This is a genomic window from Thermoplasmatales archaeon, from assembly GCA_014361245.1.
GTDB lineage: Archaea > Thermoplasmatota > E2 > UBA202 > JdFR-43 > JACIWB01.
This window is the reverse complement of record JACIWB010000031.1, coordinates 1-16,247: the sequence shown is the minus strand read 5'-3', so window position 1 is coordinate 16,247 and position 16,247 is coordinate 1. Positions and strand designations below refer to the sequence as shown.

18 protein-coding genes and 1 tRNA gene are annotated in these 16,247 nt (G+C 35.1%); 9 read left to right on the top strand and 10 right to left on the bottom strand.

Features of this window, described 5'->3' with window-relative positions; all coding sequences use genetic code 11:
• Positions 1-335 precede the first annotated feature (335 nt).
• Entirely contained in the window at positions 336-1,064 is a 729-nt protein-coding gene (locus H5T45_05690; GenBank protein ID MBC7129204.1) for a geranylgeranylglyceryl/heptaprenylglyceryl phosphate synthase, read from the top strand.
• Here H5T45_05690 and H5T45_05685 read toward each other — a convergent pair.
• From H5T45_05685 to H5T45_05675, 3 genes are read right to left on the bottom strand one after another with little or no spacing between them, the layout of a single operon-like run.
• Positions 1,047-1,616: a DUF99 family protein gene (locus H5T45_05685; protein MBC7129203.1), complete on the bottom strand. Its 570-nt coding sequence runs from the start codon at positions 1,614-1,616 to the stop codon at positions 1,047-1,049. The genes H5T45_05690 and H5T45_05685 overlap by 18 nt on opposite strands.
• Complete coding sequence (locus H5T45_05680; protein MBC7129202.1) at positions 1,613-1,948, bottom strand: peptidyl-tRNA hydrolase; 336 nt, start codon at positions 1,946-1,948, stop codon at positions 1,613-1,615. The genes H5T45_05685 and H5T45_05680 overlap by 4 nt, the downstream gene beginning before the upstream one ends.
• Complete coding sequence (locus H5T45_05675; protein MBC7129201.1) at positions 1,929-2,177, bottom strand: hypothetical protein; 249 nt, start codon at positions 2,175-2,177, stop codon at positions 1,929-1,931. The genes H5T45_05680 and H5T45_05675 overlap by 20 nt, the downstream gene beginning before the upstream one ends.
• A gap of 31 nt (positions 2,178-2,208) precedes the next feature.
• On the opposite strand from H5T45_05675, the gene H5T45_05670 reads away from it, so the two are divergent.
• Positions 2,209-3,201 carry an NAD(P)-binding protein gene (locus H5T45_05670; protein ID MBC7129200.1) on the top strand — a complete coding sequence of 331 codons (993 nt, stop codon included), beginning with the start codon at positions 2,209-2,211 and terminating at the stop codon, positions 3,199-3,201.
• Entirely contained in the window at positions 3,189-4,160 is a 972-nt protein-coding gene (locus H5T45_05665) for a class I SAM-dependent methyltransferase family protein (GenBank protein ID MBC7129199.1), read from the top strand. Before H5T45_05670 ends, H5T45_05665 begins: the two co-directional genes overlap by 13 nt.
• Here the strand turns inward: H5T45_05665 and H5T45_05660 are convergent.
• Entirely contained in the window at positions 4,138-4,533 is a 396-nt protein-coding gene (locus H5T45_05660; GenBank protein ID MBC7129198.1) for an NUDIX domain-containing protein, read from the bottom strand. The two genes, H5T45_05665 and H5T45_05660, sit on opposite strands and share 23 nt — an antisense overlap.
• Complete coding sequence (tadA, locus tag H5T45_05655; protein ID MBC7129197.1) at positions 4,530-6,266, bottom strand: Flp pilus assembly complex ATPase component TadA; 1,737 nt, start codon at positions 6,264-6,266, stop codon at positions 4,530-4,532. The genes H5T45_05660 and tadA overlap by 4 nt, the downstream gene beginning before the upstream one ends.
• Before the next feature lie 671 nt (positions 6,267-6,937).
• Between tadA and H5T45_05650 the strand changes: the two genes are divergently transcribed.
• On the top strand, positions 6,938-8,224 hold the full coding sequence (locus H5T45_05650) for a DHH family phosphoesterase (GenBank protein ID MBC7129196.1): 1,287 nt from the start codon (positions 6,938-6,940) through the stop codon (positions 8,222-8,224).
• Here H5T45_05650 and H5T45_05645 read toward each other — a convergent pair.
• Positions 8,209-9,225 carry an FKBP-type peptidyl-prolyl cis-trans isomerase gene (locus tag H5T45_05645; GenBank protein MBC7129195.1) on the bottom strand — a complete coding sequence of 339 codons (1,017 nt, stop codon included), beginning with the start codon at positions 9,223-9,225 and terminating at the stop codon, positions 8,209-8,211. The genes H5T45_05650 and H5T45_05645 overlap by 16 nt on opposite strands.
• A 5-nt stretch (positions 9,226-9,230) precedes the next feature.
• Complete coding sequence (locus H5T45_05640) at positions 9,231-10,421, bottom strand: aminotransferase class I/II-fold pyridoxal phosphate-dependent enzyme (protein MBC7129194.1); 1,191 nt, start codon at positions 10,419-10,421, stop codon at positions 9,231-9,233.
• A gap of 204 nt (positions 10,422-10,625) precedes the next feature.
• Between H5T45_05640 and H5T45_05635 the strand changes: the two genes are divergently transcribed.
• Genes H5T45_05635 through arcC form a run of 3 tightly spaced genes read left to right on the top strand, consistent with a single transcriptional unit; the run spans position 10,626 to position 12,382 of the window.
• Positions 10,626-10,883, top strand: coding sequence for a hypothetical protein (locus H5T45_05635; GenBank protein MBC7129193.1), 258 nt, complete (start codon positions 10,626-10,628; stop codon positions 10,881-10,883).
• Positions 10,874-11,437, top strand: coding sequence for a uracil-DNA glycosylase (locus H5T45_05630; protein ID MBC7129192.1), 564 nt, complete (start codon positions 10,874-10,876; stop codon positions 11,435-11,437). The genes H5T45_05635 and H5T45_05630 overlap by 10 nt, the downstream gene beginning before the upstream one ends.
• 30 nt (positions 11,438-11,467) lie before the next feature.
• Complete coding sequence (gene arcC / locus H5T45_05625) at positions 11,468-12,382, top strand: carbamate kinase (protein MBC7129191.1); 915 nt, start codon at positions 11,468-11,470, stop codon at positions 12,380-12,382.
• Here arcC and H5T45_05620 read toward each other — a convergent pair.
• On the bottom strand, positions 12,347-13,228 hold the full coding sequence (locus H5T45_05620) for a UbiA family prenyltransferase (protein MBC7129190.1): 882 nt from the start codon (positions 13,226-13,228) through the stop codon (positions 12,347-12,349). The genes arcC and H5T45_05620 overlap by 36 nt on opposite strands.
• A 73-nt stretch (positions 13,229-13,301) precedes the next feature.
• Between H5T45_05620 and H5T45_05615 the strand changes: the two genes are divergently transcribed.
• Positions 13,302-13,375 (top strand) — tRNA-Asn (locus H5T45_05615).
• On the opposite strand, the gene H5T45_05610 is transcribed toward H5T45_05615, so the two are convergent.
• Positions 13,357-14,646 carry an orotidine 5'-phosphate decarboxylase gene (locus H5T45_05610; protein MBC7129189.1) on the bottom strand — a complete coding sequence of 430 codons (1,290 nt, stop codon included), beginning with the start codon at positions 14,644-14,646 and terminating at the stop codon, positions 13,357-13,359. The two genes, H5T45_05615 and H5T45_05610, sit on opposite strands and share 19 nt — an antisense overlap.
• 21 nt (positions 14,647-14,667) lie before the next feature.
• Entirely contained in the window at positions 14,668-15,975 is a 1,308-nt protein-coding gene (gene ffh / locus H5T45_05605; GenBank protein MBC7129188.1) for a signal recognition particle protein, read from the bottom strand.
• 109 nt (positions 15,976-16,084) lie between these two features.
• On the opposite strand from ffh, the gene H5T45_05600 reads away from it, so the two are divergent.
• A partial coding sequence (locus H5T45_05600; protein MBC7129187.1) for a sigma-70 region 4 domain-containing protein occupies positions 16,085-16,247 on the top strand: 163 nt, incomplete at its 3' end.

Sequence of the window (16,247 nt, the reverse complement as noted above, 5' to 3'; positions counted from 1 at the left end):
CTTAACATCAAAATCACTAAATTTTTTGTTATATTTCTTCCAATAACCTTCTTTCTTCATTTTCCCATCCCCTTTAATAGTAATCTAATTTGGGTACATTAATTTTTTGATTAATCGACAACCCCAAAATTGCCGAAAAATTTATATAGAACTTTTCCTATTTATAATAGGAAAAAAACTATAAAATATAGGCAAAGAGAGGAGTGAGGTGACACTTTTTTTACTCTCCCCCTTGCCTCCGCCTCGCTCCTCTCGCCTTAATTTTTTCTTTGTATATATATTCTGCTAAATTTTTAAAAGAAAAAGTTTAAAGATTGCAATAAATTCTCTTTTTGATGATTGAAAAAATGAGACAGGGAAAAATGCATTTTACTCTCATCGATCCAGATAAGCAAAGCCCACAGAAAGCGGGTGAAATGGCAAAAATTTGCTCGAGATATGGAAGCGATGCAATAATGGTCGGCGGCTCAACCGCAAAAAGAGAGGATATAAAAGAATGTGTTGAGAAAATAAAAAATAATTGCAATTTGCCAGTGATAATATTTCCAAATTCTGCAGATAGCATAGTTGAAAATGCAGATTATATTTTTTTCATGGAATTTATGAACTCATTGCTGTATGAACATTTTAGAGGGGAACAACTAAGAGGAGGAATAATCGTAAAGAAAATTGGTTTAAAGCCAATTCCGATGGGTTATATGGTTATAAGCACGAGCAGCAAACCAACAACAGTTGAAACAAAAACAATGCTTGATAGAGTAGGCGAGAATGACCATGAAAAAGCGGTAAGATACGCAGCTTATGCTGAATGCATGGGAATGGACTGCGTGTATCTTGATGCTGGTTCAAATGCAGAAAAGCCGGTGCCGGATGAAATGATAAAGGAAATAAGAAAATTTGTAAAAATTCCTTTGATAGTGGGAGGAGGTATAAAAACTCCCGAACAGGCAAGAAAAAAAATAGAAGCGGGAGCAAATGTAATTGTAACTGGCACACTTGCTGAAGAAAAAATTGAAAAAATTAAAGAAATAATAGAAGCAATAAAATCAGCATCTCCCCCTTGATTCTCCCTTTTTTATTCCAGTTGCTACTAAATGAGCAACTCTTATTGGCTCCGGGATCGCTCCTCTCACAATAGATAATTTTATCGCATCTATTGCAAAATTTCTTTCAATTCCAAAATATTTTATATAAACTGGATACTTTAACTTAATTTCCTCTGTTTCTCCTTTATTTATTAATTCAATTCTTTCTTTCCAGTCATCAAAATGCTTCTTCAGCGCTTCTTCTATTTTCCAAAGATTTGGCTTTTTTCTTGCAATTGTAATAACAGGGATATGGGTAGCGAGAAATATTTTTTCGCAATCAACTACATTGAAGCCGCCGAGAGCAATCCCATTTATCATGATTATCTTTATCTGCCCCCTGTGCCTGCTTCCCTCAATCATGCCTGTTATTTTATCTGTTGCATCTTTTCCATCAACCTCTATTGTTGTTTTTAAAATACCCTCCAGATATTTTCCCCCACGCATAACTGCGCCAACGATGTCAGTATGCTTTTCTTTAAATGAAAATGGCATGTCATCTATCCCAACTATTCTTATCTCCTTTTTCATTTTAATGGAAGATGCCCTGTTATTTTATCTATCTTATCCTCATCATCTGGGCCGATTGCCAAAGCAGTGAGCGTTCCTTCTTCAAGCTCAGTTAAGCCAGCATCCCTTATAAGTGAGTTGAAAATTTTTTCCCTGCTTGCTTTTTTCTGCAATTCAAGAATTTCTTCCTCACTTGCTTCAAGAACAACCTTTTTCTGCCCCTCTTCAATCCACTTTTTTACCTTTTTCTTATCTTTTTTCCATGCTCTGATTGTGCAATCAACCGCTGCATGGGCCACCTGAGCCGCCATCTTTCCAGGAGACATTTCTACTTTATTTACCACTATAACCATTTTGAGCATTTTTCCATTCCTCTGCAAGCTTCTTTGCATTTCCCCACTCAATTACTCCCCTTACAATAATAGTTTCATCTTTTTTTTCAATGTGGCGAAACGGTATTGCATAGAATTCATTTTCCTTCCTTATTATAAGTAAGTCCTTATATACAGAGATGCTTTCTCCTATCCTATTCCCCTCTGAATCAATTACAAATCTTGCAATATAATCCAATTTCTTTGACATTAATATTAAATATGCAATGGATTTAAATACAATGCGTTTCGATGTTGCAGTATTAGGAGCTGGAGCAACAGGTAATGCAACTGCATGGCTTCTTTCAAAAAAGGGTTATAAAGTAGTGGTATATGAAAAAAATAAGGAAATAGGGAAAAAAGTTTGCGGGGGGCTCGTAAGCCATAGGGTAACAAAATTCTGTAAAGAAGCGGTTATTAATGAAATAAAAGGGGCGGAAATTTTTCTTCCAAGTGGAAAGGAAATTTTTATTGGGGGAGATAAAACATATGCATATGTGATAGACAGAGAGGCATTTGATGTTTGCCTTGCAGAAAAAGCAATGAGCGAGGGAGCTAAATATTTTTTGAATTATAAAAAAATTGATGAGAAATATGAATATTTAATAGGGGCTGATGGTGCAAGAAGCAATATTGCAAAAAAATTCAAGGGGAAAATAAATTATATAAATGCGGTTCAGGGATTAGCAAAAGGAAACGAAGAATATGTAAAGGTATATTTTGGAAAGTTTGCTCCTGGCTTCTTTGGATGGATAATACCAGCTGGAAATGAGTTAAGAATAGGCATGGGAACAACTGAGAAGGGTTTAAAGAAAAAATTCAATGAATTCAAATCAATAGTCGGTTATGAGGTTAAAAACGAAAGATATGCTCTAATTCCATATGGAATAAAAAAGCTCGCAAAAGAGAAATGCGCAATAGTTGGCGACGCAGCAGGGCAGGTGAAAGCAACAAGCGGGGGCGGCTTGTATGCTGGACTGCTTGCGAGCGAGATACTTGCGAAAAATTTTGATGATTTTTTTACCTATGAAAGGGAGTTTATGCGAACATATGGGAAAGAGCTTAGAGGATGCCTGTTGTTGAGGAAAATTTTTTTGAAATGGCAGAGGTATGAAGCTCTTGAAAAAGTTGAGGTGGGCGATGCGGACATGGATCATCATTGGGGGTTTGTGAGAAATTTTTTAATAAAACATCCTTTTAAGGCATTTAGGATGGCGTTAAGATGCTTGCTTTAGTTGTTAAGAAAAGTGAGGCCGAAAAAGTCAAGAACATGCTCTATGAAAAAGGGTTGATTGATGAAAGGAGGAAATTTAAAAGGAGGAATGGAGAAGTAGAAATTCCCATAAAAAGAGATATAAATCTACCATATAAAATTATTCAGCAGAAGGAGCCAGTATTCAGATATATTACTCCTTTTGATGAAATTAAGCGCAGGATTGGAAGAGATGATATTCCAAAAAAATGGGAAAAGATAGGAGATATACTCATTTTGAAGGGAATTAATGGAAACAAAGAAATTGCGAGAGTTTATGCTCAGGTGCTTAAATGTAAATCAGTTCTTGAAGATGTTGGTGGAATAAAAGGAGTGGAAAGAACACCGTGCTTTAAACTTGTTTATGGAAATAGCACCGAAACAATACATGTTGAAAATGGAATAAAGTATAAGTTAGATGCTAAAAAAATAATGTTTTCCTCTGGAAATATTGATGAAAGAATAAGAATGGCAAAAGTAGCAAGGAAGGATGAAATAGTTGTTGATATGTTCGCTGGAATTGGCTATTTTACCCTTCCAGTTGCAGTATATAGCAAAGCAAAAGTTTTTTCATGTGAAATAAATCCAGTTGCATATCACTATTTAAAGGAGAATATAATTTTAAACGAAGTTGTTTCCTTGGTTAATCCGCTGCTCGGTGATTGCAGGGAAGTTGCTCCTCTTGGCATTGCAAATCGGGTGATAATGGGTTATCTTAACTCCTTAGATTTTTTTGAAAATGCAATAAAAATTTTAAATAATGAAGGTGTTGTTCATTTTCATCAGAAATGCAAAAAAGAGGATTTTCCCGATAAAATTTTTGATAGAATAAAGAAAATTTCAAGGAAAAATGATAAGAAAGTGGAAATTTTATTGCACAGAAAAATTAAATCATATGCACCCGGAATAATACATGGAGTTATTGACCTAGAAGTTTTTTAATCGTTTCCTTCAATTTAGGAACTGTATCATATTTATCTATTTCATTGGGAAAAATCCATCTGCATTCAACATGTTCCCAGTCAATTTTTATTTCATCTTTATCTGTTTCAAATAAAAATGGATAAACTTGCCAGAAAATTTTTTCATTCTCATCATAAAATTTTATTTCCTCCTCTTTCTTCAAAAGTCTTATTTCATTTGGCTTTATTCCTGTTTCTTCTTCAATCTCCTTTATTGCTCTATGCAATGGATCATCGTCTTCGAGATAGCCAGAGATGCATGCCCACTTGCCTCTATATGTTCTAACTTTGGTTCCTCTTTTAAGCAGTAATATTTTTCCCCTATTCATCAAAACACTTGTTACTACTTTCATATTTTAACATATATTTTATTTCCTGACGCAATCGCTTCCACTATCTTTCTTCCCTCAATGCTATGCCTTTTAAATTTTATTTCTCCATTATTGCTAACCTTTGCATCAATCGCATTTCCATCAATAAAAATTTTTACTTCCTTTCCCGCATATGCTTTACCAATTTTAATTATAATCTCTTTTTTCCTTTTAACTATATCAGGGATTATCTCCTGCTCAATCAGTGGATGAACCCTTATCTTTATTCCTGCCTCTCTCTCAATTTCAGATATTGTTTTTCCACCTTTCCCAATAATATGAGGTATTTCTTCTTCGCAAACATAAACATTTGCAATTTTTCCATTTATTTCTACTTTAAATTTGCTATCTATGTATTTTGCTATAACCTTTTCGACATTCTTTCCAAAAATTTCCATGCTCTTTTCTTTTACAGGCATAACAGTCACCTGCTCTCCATAGGTATATATTTCATAAATTACCTTCTTTGTATAAAAATCACGAACAACAATGACCGGACGAGCCAAATCAGCTTCTTCCATTCCATGAGGAATTTTTACAGTAAAATCAAGCTCAAGAACTTCCTTTATTTTTCCATCAGAGATATGAATAACAGTATCAACAACCTGAGGAATTATTCCAAGTTCTACTCTTCCAATTAAACGCTGAATAGCATCAATTGCACGATTTGAGTGGGTTACCCCTATTAATCCAATTCCTGCAAGTCTCATGTCTGCAAAAATTTTGAAGTCATTACTTCTCCTTACCTCATCAAATACAACAAAATCAGGGCGAAGTAAAAGTAAAATGTCAGCAGTTAGTTCCATGCTTTTCTCAAGCGGTGCATACTGAGCAATTTCATCCCTAACCCACAAATCTCGTGGATTTTCCATTGTTTTTACAATCGCTCCCAAACTATAAAGATGTTCAGCAATTGCTTGTGCAAAAGTTGATTTCCCCGAGCCAGGCGGGCCAGAGACAAGCACGCCGCGATTATAATCTGTCAATCTTTGTTTTAGTTCTTCTTCAAGGCTATAGTCATCTATGCTCAACTTTACTATTGGCTTTGTTGCGGTTATTTCAAATTTATCAACAAATGGCTGCCTCAGTATTGCAATTCTCATATTTTTTATTTGAACTATTGTTGCGTGCTTTCTTTCTATTTCAATGAAGCTATCTGAATTCCTTTTCGCAAATTCAATTATTTCATGAGCTATATCTGCAAGCTCTCTTTCACTTAAAATCTCACCCAGCTCAACTATCCTAAAGTTTCCCGGCTTTCCCTTTTTTGCAATTGGTTTACAATCCTGGCGTAAATGCACACTCATTGTTTCATCGTCAAAATATTTAAGGATTTTAAGCTCCTTTTCCTCATGCAGGGATGGTAAATAATAAACATTTATTCCCTTTGCTTCCGCAACCTTAGCCTGTATTTTATCTGAAGTAAATAAAGTAGCATGTAGTTCTTCAGCAACCTCTCTTATAATCTCATCTGCGTCTCCTTCCTTAACACCATGAAAGTGCAAATATATTTTTCCTTCCTTGCTTAATTTTTGCAGTTCAACAATTTCATTTAACCCGCTTATTCCTATTTCCAGTCCATCATTTGCCTGTCTTTCAAGCTCTTTTAAAACCGCATTTGGAATTATTACATCTACTTTTTCAATTTTACCGCTTTTAATCCACTCGCTAAGCCTTCCATCTATTATTATACTTGTATCTGGAACTACTTTCATCAAGAATAAAAGCAAATATGCTTATAAACTTGTTTAGTGTGTATCAAAATTTATTTTTTTGAATATCTTATAGGGCATCATCATTTTCTCCTTTATGTGTTTTTAATTCTGAAATAAATAAAAAGAATAGACAATAACAGATTAGGAATTGATTTATTTGATGCAAAATTTTTTCCTAATATAATAATGAAAACTTATTTCTTGGCTTTGGCTTTCAATTTATTTAAGAATAGAAATGGCACTTTCAAGAAATTCTCACCCCAAGATTGTAAATGGCTAAAATGCAGTTAAACATCCTGCTTTGAGGATGTTTTTTAATGCCCATCCATAGATGGAGCTCTATCATAAGTAGTGGCTTGTTCTCGCAATAAACCAAGAAGCTATTGACAAATCTTATTGCATCTATTGCCATGCAACGCCTTTATTTTCTGAATTAGTAAATAATTGGGCAAATTTATCATACCATTTCCCTAGGGCTTCATTATTCTGTATAGTAAAGAATTATGGCAATCATAATTTCTATCTTTTTCTTTTTCCAGAAAAAAATATTTTTTCTAACTAATTATATTAGTTTGTATAGCATTTCTTATTTTTTAAATTTTCAAATTCTTGAGAGTGTCCCCTCAAATCTTTCGTAAAGTTTATTATCTCTTTTTATTTCATGCATGGGGATGGGAATAAAGAATAAAGCAATGGAAATTTCAAGGATAATAGAAAAGCAGGATACGGTAACTATCTTAAGCCATAATGATGCGGATGGTGTGGCTGGGGCGGCAATTGCAAAAGTTGCTCTTGAGCAGAGGGGGATAAAAAATGAAATAAAGTTTGTTAATTATCTTGATAAAAAAACAATCGAAGAAATTAAGGAAAAATTTGTATGGTTTATTGACTTGGGAAATGGAAATATTGAAGAAATAATTGAAAAAAATATTTCATGCGTGATTTCTGACCATCATTTCAGTCGCAATTTTTATGAAAATTCTATAAATCCTTTCATTTATGGAATAGATGGAGAGCTTGAAATATCTGCAGCTGGTTTATCCTATTTAATTTCGTCCAATTTTTTTGATTTTCCATCTGATTTGGCAATAATTGGCGCAATAGGTGATTTGCAGGATTTGAAACATTGCAGAATTGTTGGAATGAATAGAGAACTGCTTGCTAAATCAAATATTGAGGTAAAAAAGGATATAAGGATTTATGGAAGAGAAAAACCAGTTTATAAAATGATTGCTTATTCATCTGACCCAACTATTCCCAGATTATTTAAAAGAATAGGTGCAGTGATTTCATTTTTAAAAAAAATTGGAATAAATTATGAAAAGAGTTGGAATGAAATGAGCAGGGAGGAAAAGAAAATATTGCTTTCTTCGCTTATAAAATTACTGATTGAAAAAGGTTTTACATATGAGCAAACAAGCAGAATATTCGGGGAAATATATGAAATAGACGGAAAAGATTTGAGAGATATTACAACTATTTTAAATGCAATGGCAAGAAATGGGGAAGCAGAGCTAGCTGTTGATATATGCATAAATGGAAATTTTGAAAAAGGGGAAGATATGCTTGAAAAATATAAAAGGAATTTACGCAAATGCATTTCTTTTGCTAAAAGTAGAATAGAAGAATATGGAAAACTTCTTTATTTTCATGGAGATGGGCAAATAAATGAAAATTTGGTTGGAACTGTGGCGGGGCTAATTATAAAGGAAGAAGAAATAAAATCCCCTCTCATAGGTTTCGCAGAGACAAACGATGGAATAAAAATTTCCGCAAGGCTACCAGCAATTCTCTCGAAAAAAATAAATTTATCAGAATCAATTCATAAAGTTGCTTCAAAACTTGGAGGGGGCGGAGGGGGCCATTGCAGTGCGGCGGGCGCAATCATCCCAAAGGGAATGGAGAATGAATTCCTTTCCGCTTTCGAAGAAGAGATTAGAAATCAACTGGTTTTATAGACATTTATCAATTTTAATCTGAATATAACCTTCTCACCTGCAAGTTCATGAAAGCTATATCCATTTCCGATCAATTCTTCTTCAACTTGCACTTTTTGAACTTCTTCAAAAACTTTTGGGAATTCTGCGGTTCTGTTGAATATTTCTGTTCTATTTATTTCCTCGCTGAATATCTGCCCACCATAATAAAATTCAAGATATATTTTTTCATCTGTTATATTTATAACACTTCCATTTATTTCCATTCCATATATAACAGCGGTAAAGTTTCCTAATGGGGGATTGGTTGTTATCATTATGTTTGTTTCATTATAAGTTGCTACACTTGCATTTTCCCACCAAGGATAAAGAGTTAAATTATCGAGCTTATCGGGTGTTGTTCTCAATATTACAGTTGTCTCATTATAGGAAACAACCTCTGTGCAGTTTTCCCATAGCAAGTGTGGATAATCTGGAAATGTGAATTTCATTCCCGCTTCTGGCATCCATTCTATATCAACGGTATCGTTCTCATCATTTATATTGGAAATTTTAAAAGTTGCATTGAATCCAAAAACAAGAGATGAATTAAAAATTGTTCCATTTGTAACCTTATTTTTAAATGCATTAACTGGCTCAAGTGTAATTGTTTTTTCCTCTCCTTTTTTCATTCCTTTTAATGCTTCATATAATCCTTCTATTTTATAAATTTCCCATCCTTTTATGTTCCCCAAAGATACATAGCTCCATCCCTCTGGATATTTTGAAGGAATGCTATTTCCCATATATATTTTTAGAGGGGTTAAATTGTAATTCTTTTCATCAAATGGTGTGTTAAATGGCACGGTTGTATTAAAAGAGGAGGCAAAAACAGTTCCATTTTCGAAATAACCAATATAGTAAATTTCTGCAAAATCTCCTTCCTTTAAATAACTTTTCTTATAGGTATAAGCCCAATAAGCTCCCCCTATTACTGCCAATACAACAACAAGAGCAATTATTCCTTTTGTTATTTCCTTCATTTATTTCACCTTTTTTTCATAAATGCTTCAAGCCTATTAAAAACTTCCTCCATCATTTTTATAGGAGACAGAATTACAGCCCTGAAATGCCCCCTACCATATTGCTCGCAAAATCCTGAACCATGAACAAAAAGAACATGTATCTCATTTAAAACATCAAGAACAAAGTCCTTATCGCTTTTCCACGCATTTTTCTCAATCTTGGGGAATATGTAGAAGGCGCCCTGCGGCTTCCTTGTCGATAAGCCATCTATCTCATTTATTCTCTTGTAGGCAAAATCTCTTCTCTCCCTGAGTTTTTCGACCATTTCCTTTATATGCTTCTGGCTTCCTCTCAGCGCCTCAACCATTGCAAGCTGGCAAACAGAGTTTGCGCAAAGTCTTGCTCTTGCAATTCGCAGGAAAGCATCTTTAAGTTCATCAAGCTCACCATTTGGATTATGAAAGATTGCATATCCAACTCTCCATCCAGGCACAAGATAAACTTTTGAAAAGCCATTAAGGGTAAGAACTGGAATATCTTTTGCAATCCGTGCAGTTGCAACATGAGGAACATCAAAAACTATATCATCATATATTTCATCTGAAACGACAAGTATATTATGCTCACCAGCGATATCAATTATCTCCTTTACTGTCCTTTCTGGATACAATGCTCCTGTTGGATTGTTTGGATTTATAATAACAATTCCCTTTGTCTTTTCATTTATCTTTTTCCTTATATCATCAACATCAGGCTGCCAGTCATTTTCTTCAATTGTTGCATAAGGAATCGGTTTTGCTCCATTAAAAGATGTAATTAAATTATACGGAGGATATGTCGGGCCAGGAACAAGAAGCTCATCGCCCCCATTAAGGCAGGCGGAAAGAAAAATCTGCAATCCCTCAGTCACCCCTGTAGTTATACATATGTCATCTATACTATAATTCATTCCATTTCTTCTTTTTTCTCTTTTCGCAATCTCTTCTCTCAGCTCTTCGTATCCTTCTGAAGGGGCGTAGCCATTATATTTGTTCATTGATGCTTTATATAAAGCATCCTTTATATGCTGAGGTGTATCAAAATCATATGCTATAGGATCACCAATGTTCATATTCAGCACTTTTATGCCCTTCTTTTCAAGCTGGCGGGCATAAACAACCACTTCTCTTATTGCATAGGATATATTTTTTACCCTGTCTGATACTGAAATCATGGATGTGGATTAATTAGCAAGATATATATTTAATGGTATAAATTTTGGTTTTATAAGATAAGGAAAAATTTTGCATTTTTATGTTAAACTCTGCAAATTAATAAGCGATAAAAATTTAAGTATTCTCTTTTCTTTCAAAATGTGAGAGAAAGACAAAGAATCGCAATTGAAAGAATACATCGCCTTTTTAGTGAGGCGGAAAAAATGGCAAAGGAAAATAGAATGGAGTTATGCAGGAGATATGTTGAAATTGCAAGAAAAATTTCAATGAAATATCTTGTGAGAATTCCGAGAGTTTACAGGCTTAGATATTGTAAAAAATGTCTCTCTTATCTTGTGCCAGGCAAAAATTGCAGGATAAGACTTAAAAAAAGAAAGGTTGTTTTAACATGCCTTAACTGCGGAAATAAAAAAAGGTATCCATATATAGAAGAAATAAAGGAAAGAAGAAAATGGAAATAAAAAAAATTGAAGAAGAAATAAAAAATTGCAAGAAATGCAGGTTATGGGAGGGAAGGAAAAATGCGGTTCCAGGAGAAGGAAATTATAAAGCGAAACTAATGCTGGTTGGCGAAGCCCCTGGCAGAAATGAAGACGAAGAGGGGCGCCCCTTTGTTGGCAACGCTGGAAAAATACTGAATAAAAACCTTGAAAAAAATGGGATAAGGAGGCAAGAAGTTTATATAACAAATGTTGTCAAGTGCCATCCTCCAAATAATAGGGCACCATATGAAGATGAGGTAAAAAAATGCTCTGCATATTTAATGAGGCAAATAGAAATTATAAGTCCAGAGATAATAGCCACACTTGGAAATTTCAGCACGAAAACAATATTTAAATTTTTCGGTTTTAAGGAAGAGGCAATAAGCAGGATACACGGCAAAATTTTTTCATCCCCCCTGCACAAAATAATAATTTTTCCAACATTCCATCCAGCAGCCTGCATATACAACCCGCTTTTGCTTGAGGAATTTGAAGAGGATATTGAGAAGCTGGCAGAGATTTTAAAAAAGTAATCATTTATATAGGATATAAATATAAACTTCATGAAAGCAGTCGTTGCCCTTGGAGGGAATGCATTAACTGGTAAGGATAGAAAAGTAAATTTTGAAAAACAGATTGAAGCAACAAGAAACACTGCAAGATGCATAGCAAAAATGATTAAGAACGGGTGGGAAATAGCAATAACCCATGGAAATGGCCCGCAGGTGGGAGAGTTGCTTTTACAGCAGAAAATTGCAAAAAAATCAATGCCATTGCACGCTTGCGTTGCATTAACTCAAGGGCAGATTGGCTACCTTATTCAACAAAGTTTGCTTAATGAATTTAAAATTAATAAAATTGGTAGAGAGGTTGTAACATTAATAACTCAAGTAATAGTTAGCGAAAATGACAGTGAATTTTTAAACCCAACAAAGCCAATAGGGCCAGTTTATTCAGATGATGAAATAGAGGAAATTAAAAAAATTTATAGGGTGGGAAAATACGGCAGCGGCTGGCGTATTCTTGTTCCCTCTCCAAAACCAATTTCGATAGTTGAGGCGGGCGCGATTAAGAAATTAATTGAGGGGAATACCGTTGTTATTGCAGCGGGCGGGGGAGGAATACCTGTCGTTGAGAAAAATGGTGTGCTTTATGGAGTGGATGCGGTCGTCGATAAAGATTTGGCATCCCAAAAACTTGCAAATGAAATTGAGGCAGAAACTCTTTTAATCCTTACAGATGTTGAGCATGTATTTATCAATTACAAGAATAAAAACCAGAAAAGAATAGAAGAAATTAATGCTGATGAAATTGAAGAATATTACAACGAAGGACATTTTCCACCTGGCTCGATGGGACCAAAAATAGAGGCGGGGATAAATTTTGTAAGGAATGGTGGCAAGGAGGCAATAATTACATCAATTGAAAAAGCATGGGATGCATTAAATGGGAGGACAGGAACACATATTAAACCTTAGCATGCCAGCAAGGAATGCCAGCAAGCCAAAAAATATTGCAAAAAGGGTTAATTTCCTTGATTTGGAAATTTCTTCTCCCTTTATAAGAAAGTAGGAAGAATAAATGAAAAGGAAAGAAGAAAAGCAGAGTAATAGGAAGAATAAGGGATTGAGATAATATGAAGCTTCTATTTCTATAAAAAATGGTATGAATGCAACAAATGAGGAAGAGATGAAGAGAAGGGATGAAAGGTAGCGAGATGCTTTTTCTCCTATATAAAGAGGGAATGATTTTGTATTTCTTTCCATATCCCCATAAAAATCCATTATGTCTTTCATTATTTCCCTTCCTAAGCCAGATAGAAATGCAAGAACCGAAAAGAAAATTATTATTTTAGAAATTTCTTCTGAATATGCAAGAGCACCAAAAATAAATGGTATTGACATTATAAAAGCAATATAGAAATTTCCAATAACTTTTACTTCTTTAAATTTTACATCATAAAATGTTGCAATTATTAAATTTGCCAAAGCTATCAAAAAGCATATTTTATTTACGAGAAGACTAAAGAAAATTCCAACAGGAGAAGCAATGAAATAAATGAGTAATGCAGTTTTTGGCTTTATATCTCCTCTTACAAGAGGTCTGTCCATCCTCTTATTTTTTTTATCCACTTCATAGTCAAAATAATCATTCAGTGCAAATGTCCCCGCTTCAAGAAAAAATGCAGTAAGGAATGAATAAATAATTTTCTCACTGAAAAAGAATCCTTTAGCAGATATAACAAACCCTATGACAACAGCTAATCCAAGCATTATGCCATGATCAGCCCTTATTAAATCAGCAATTACCTTTATTTTCTTCACAATGTTAAACAAAAACAGGAAAAATATTTTTTGGCGAAGAATTTTTTTATATCTTCTGCATTTCTTTTAGTGAGCCGGCGTAGCTTAGTCTGGAGGAGCACCCGGCTGTTAACCGGGTGGTCACCGGTTCAAATCCGGTCGCCGGCGCTCTTCTCCCATTTTTTTAATTCAAGAACTTTTCCAAGACTGCTTCCCTTCTTTATTTCTTCCCTTATCCTGTTCTCTCTTTCCATCACATTTATTGCTCTATTTGCAATCTCCTGCTCCTCTTCTCTTGGCACAACAACAACACCATTATCATCCCCTACAATCCAGTCCCCTTTTCTTACAACCTGCCCGCCGCATATTATCTCGCAACCTATCTCTCCATATCCTTTTGGCTCACCAGCCTCAGCAACAATTTTTCTACAAAAAACTGGAAAATCTGTTTTGGCTATTTCATGCACATCTCTTATTGCACCATCTATAACAACGCCTGCAATCCCCTTGCGAGTTGCGCTTAAAGTGGCAAGCTCACCCCATACCGCCCGCTTTCCTTCGCCCGCCTGCACCACAATAACATCTCCTTTTTCGGCAACATCTATCGCCTCCACCACCTTCGCCCAATCTCCATCCATTGTTTTTACTGTTAATGCTCTGCCAACCATTTTATAACCCTTTCTCAGAGGGATTATATCATGCATCGCACCCTTGTTATGCATTGCATCGCATATATTGCATGTAGATACCTTCACCAGCGCTTCCCTTATTTCTTCCTTGCTATATTTTTTGAAAAGCTCGCTCTTTATTTTTTTTCCTTCAATTGCTTTTTTAATATCTTCAGTAGCCTTTTTTGCATCTTCCGCCTTTATTATTGCCCCCCCAACTATAACTATGCTCGCTCCTTCTTCCACTGCAATTCCTGCATTTTCAGCATTTATTCCTCCAGCAACAGCTAACGGTAAGCTACATATCTTTGAAACTTCTTCAAGTTGAAAAAAGGGATTTTTTCCAGCCATCTGCTCATCGATGGAAGTATGAATGCATATATAGTCAACGCCTATTTTTTCAACCTTTTTTACTCTTTCAGTCAAATTTTTTACACCTATCATATCAACCATAACTTCAATTCCATATTTCCTTGCTGACTTCACAACTTCTCTTATTGTTTCATCACTTGCTACACCAAGAACGCATATTACATCAGCCCCCGCCTTGGATGCCATCTCCGCTTCAATATCCCCAACATCCATTGTTTTCATATCAGCAACAATTTTTTTTCCAAAATTTTTAAAATTCTTTATCACATGTATTCCTTCAGATTTTATAAGAGGTGTGCCTATTTCAAGCCAGTCCGCTCCACCAGCAACACTTTCTTCTGCAACCTTTATTGCACGACGCAAATCAACAAAATCAAGAGCAACCTGGAGTATCGCCATAAATATAAAATGGATATATATTTACATTTTCATTCCCAGCTGGCGGAGTAATTTCGCCTGCATTTTTTTATTTGATAAACTTTTCATCATCTTCTTTGAAATATTATACTGGCGAATCAATTCCTTTACATCTTTCTGCTCCACACCTGCCCCTCTTGCAATTCTTTTTATTCTGGAAGAATTTATTATTGATGGCTCTTCAAGTTCCTTTTTGGTCATTGAATCCATTATAACCTTGAATTTTTTTAGCTTTTCCTGAGTTGCAATTATTTCCTCATCCTTGAATGTCCTTCCAAAAGGCAACAAATCAGCAATTTTCTGGAAAGGACCCATTTTTGTAACGATTTCCATCTGCTCATACATATCGAGAAGGGTAAATTTCCCGCTCATTATTTTTTTTGCCGTCTTCCCAATCTCTTTTTCTTCCGCAACTTCCTCAACTTTTTCAATAAGTGTTAGCAGGTCGCCCATCCCCAGCAGGCGAGAAAGAAAGCGCTTTGCATCAAACTTCTCAAAATCATCAAGCTGCTCTCCAGTCCCTATATAAATGATTGGTGCACCTGTTTCAGCAACTGCAGAGAGGGCGCCCCCTCCCTTTGCGGAGCCGTCCATTTTTGTGAGAATTACCCCAGTTATTCCTATTGCATCATTGAATGCCTTTGCCTGCTTGCCCGCCTGCTGGCCAATTGAGGCATCCATTACAAGAATTTTTTCGTCTGGATTGAAAACATTTGATATTTCCTTCATTTCTTCAATTAGCTCCTTCTCAAGAGCATGTCTTCCCGCGGTATCAACTATAATTACATCATATTTTGCAAAATTTTCCATGCCCTTCTTTACAACATTTATGGCATCCTCGCCCCCAAGAACCGGCACACCTATTTTTTCTCCAATCTGCTTTAATTGCTCATAGGCTGCAGGGCGATGAACATCTGCAGCAATCATCGCAACTTTAAGCCCTCTTTTCTGAAAATATTTCGCAATTTTTCCACAAGTTGTTGTTTTACCCTGCCCATATAATCCAACCATCATTATTTTCTGCTTTTTAAGGGGCAATTCCCTTCCTTTTCCAAGAATTGAAGAAATTTCCTCATATAAAATTTTTATAACATGGTCTCTGCTGCTCATCCCTGGAAGTGGTTTTTCTTCAAGTGCTCTTTTTTCTATTCTTTTTGAAATTTCAAGCACAAGTTTTACATTCACATCTCCAGAAATAAGGGCACGCTGTATATCCCTCACAACTTCCTGAATCAGCTCCTTATCAACAAATGGAGCATTTGCTATTTTGCGAAAAGCACCTCTTAACGCCTCTCCAAGATTTTTAAGCATTTAAAAATTAAATAGAGACGATATATATTTTTTTTGGAAATGTAAAGTAAACACAGATCAGTAACATTTCTTAAACCAATTTCCCATTCTTTATAGGAGGGAATGGGAAATGTCACATGTTACTCCAGAAATGAGGAGAATAATGGTTATGGCAAAGAAGGCAGGAAAGAAAACAAAAGAAATTGCTGAATTTCTTGGAATAAGCAGAAAAACTGTATGGAAGTGGAATAAAAGAGCACATCATCCAGGAAAGGAAAGTTTTAGAGATAAAT

What these genes read in the sequence shown, in the direction of transcription:
- H5T45_05610 (MBC7129189.1), bottom strand. Translation starts at nt 14,646, where the DNA reads ATGGCGATACTCCAGGTTGCTCTTGATTTTGTTGATTTGCGTCGTGCA.
- H5T45_05645 (MBC7129195.1), bottom strand. Translation starts at nt 9,225, where the DNA reads ATGAAGGAAATAACAAAAGGAATAATTGCTCTTGTTGTTGTATTGGCA.
- H5T45_05640 (MBC7129194.1), bottom strand. Translation starts at nt 10,421, where the DNA reads ATGATTTCAGTATCAGACAGGGTAAAAAATATATCCTATGCAATAAGA.
- H5T45_05635 (MBC7129193.1), top strand. Translation starts at nt 10,626, where the DNA reads ATGGCAAAGGAAAATAGAATGGAGTTATGCAGGAGATATGTTGAAATT.
- tadA (MBC7129197.1), bottom strand. Translation starts at nt 6,266, where the DNA reads ATGAAAGTAGTTCCAGATACAAGTATAATAATAGATGGAAGGCTTAGC.
- ffh (MBC7129188.1), bottom strand. Translation starts at nt 15,975, where the DNA reads ATGCTTAAAAATCTTGGAGAGGCGTTAAGAGGTGCTTTTCGCAAAATA.
- H5T45_05680 (MBC7129202.1), bottom strand. Translation starts at nt 1,948, where the DNA reads ATGGTTATAGTGGTAAATAAAGTAGAAATGTCTCCTGGAAAGATGGCG.
- H5T45_05650 (MBC7129196.1), top strand. Translation starts at nt 6,938, where the DNA reads ATGGGAATAAAGAATAAAGCAATGGAAATTTCAAGGATAATAGAAAAG.
- H5T45_05685 (MBC7129203.1), bottom strand. Translation starts at nt 1,616, where the DNA reads ATGAAAAAGGAGATAAGAATAGTTGGGATAGATGACATGCCATTTTCA.
- H5T45_05690 (MBC7129204.1), top strand. Translation starts at nt 336, where the DNA reads ATGATTGAAAAAATGAGACAGGGAAAAATGCATTTTACTCTCATCGAT.
- H5T45_05660 (MBC7129198.1), bottom strand. Translation starts at nt 4,533, where the DNA reads ATGAAAGTAGTAACAAGTGTTTTGATGAATAGGGGAAAAATATTACTG.
- arcC (MBC7129191.1), top strand. Translation starts at nt 11,468, where the DNA reads ATGAAAGCAGTCGTTGCCCTTGGAGGGAATGCATTAACTGGTAAGGAT.
- H5T45_05630 (MBC7129192.1), top strand. Translation starts at nt 10,874, where the DNA reads ATGGAAATAAAAAAAATTGAAGAAGAAATAAAAAATTGCAAGAAATGC.
- H5T45_05665 (MBC7129199.1), top strand. Translation starts at nt 3,189, where the DNA reads ATGCTTGCTTTAGTTGTTAAGAAAAGTGAGGCCGAAAAAGTCAAGAAC.
- H5T45_05675 (MBC7129201.1), bottom strand. Translation starts at nt 2,177, where the DNA reads ATGTCAAAGAAATTGGATTATATTGCAAGATTTGTAATTGATTCAGAG.
- H5T45_05670 (MBC7129200.1), top strand. Translation starts at nt 2,209, where the DNA reads ATGCGTTTCGATGTTGCAGTATTAGGAGCTGGAGCAACAGGTAATGCA.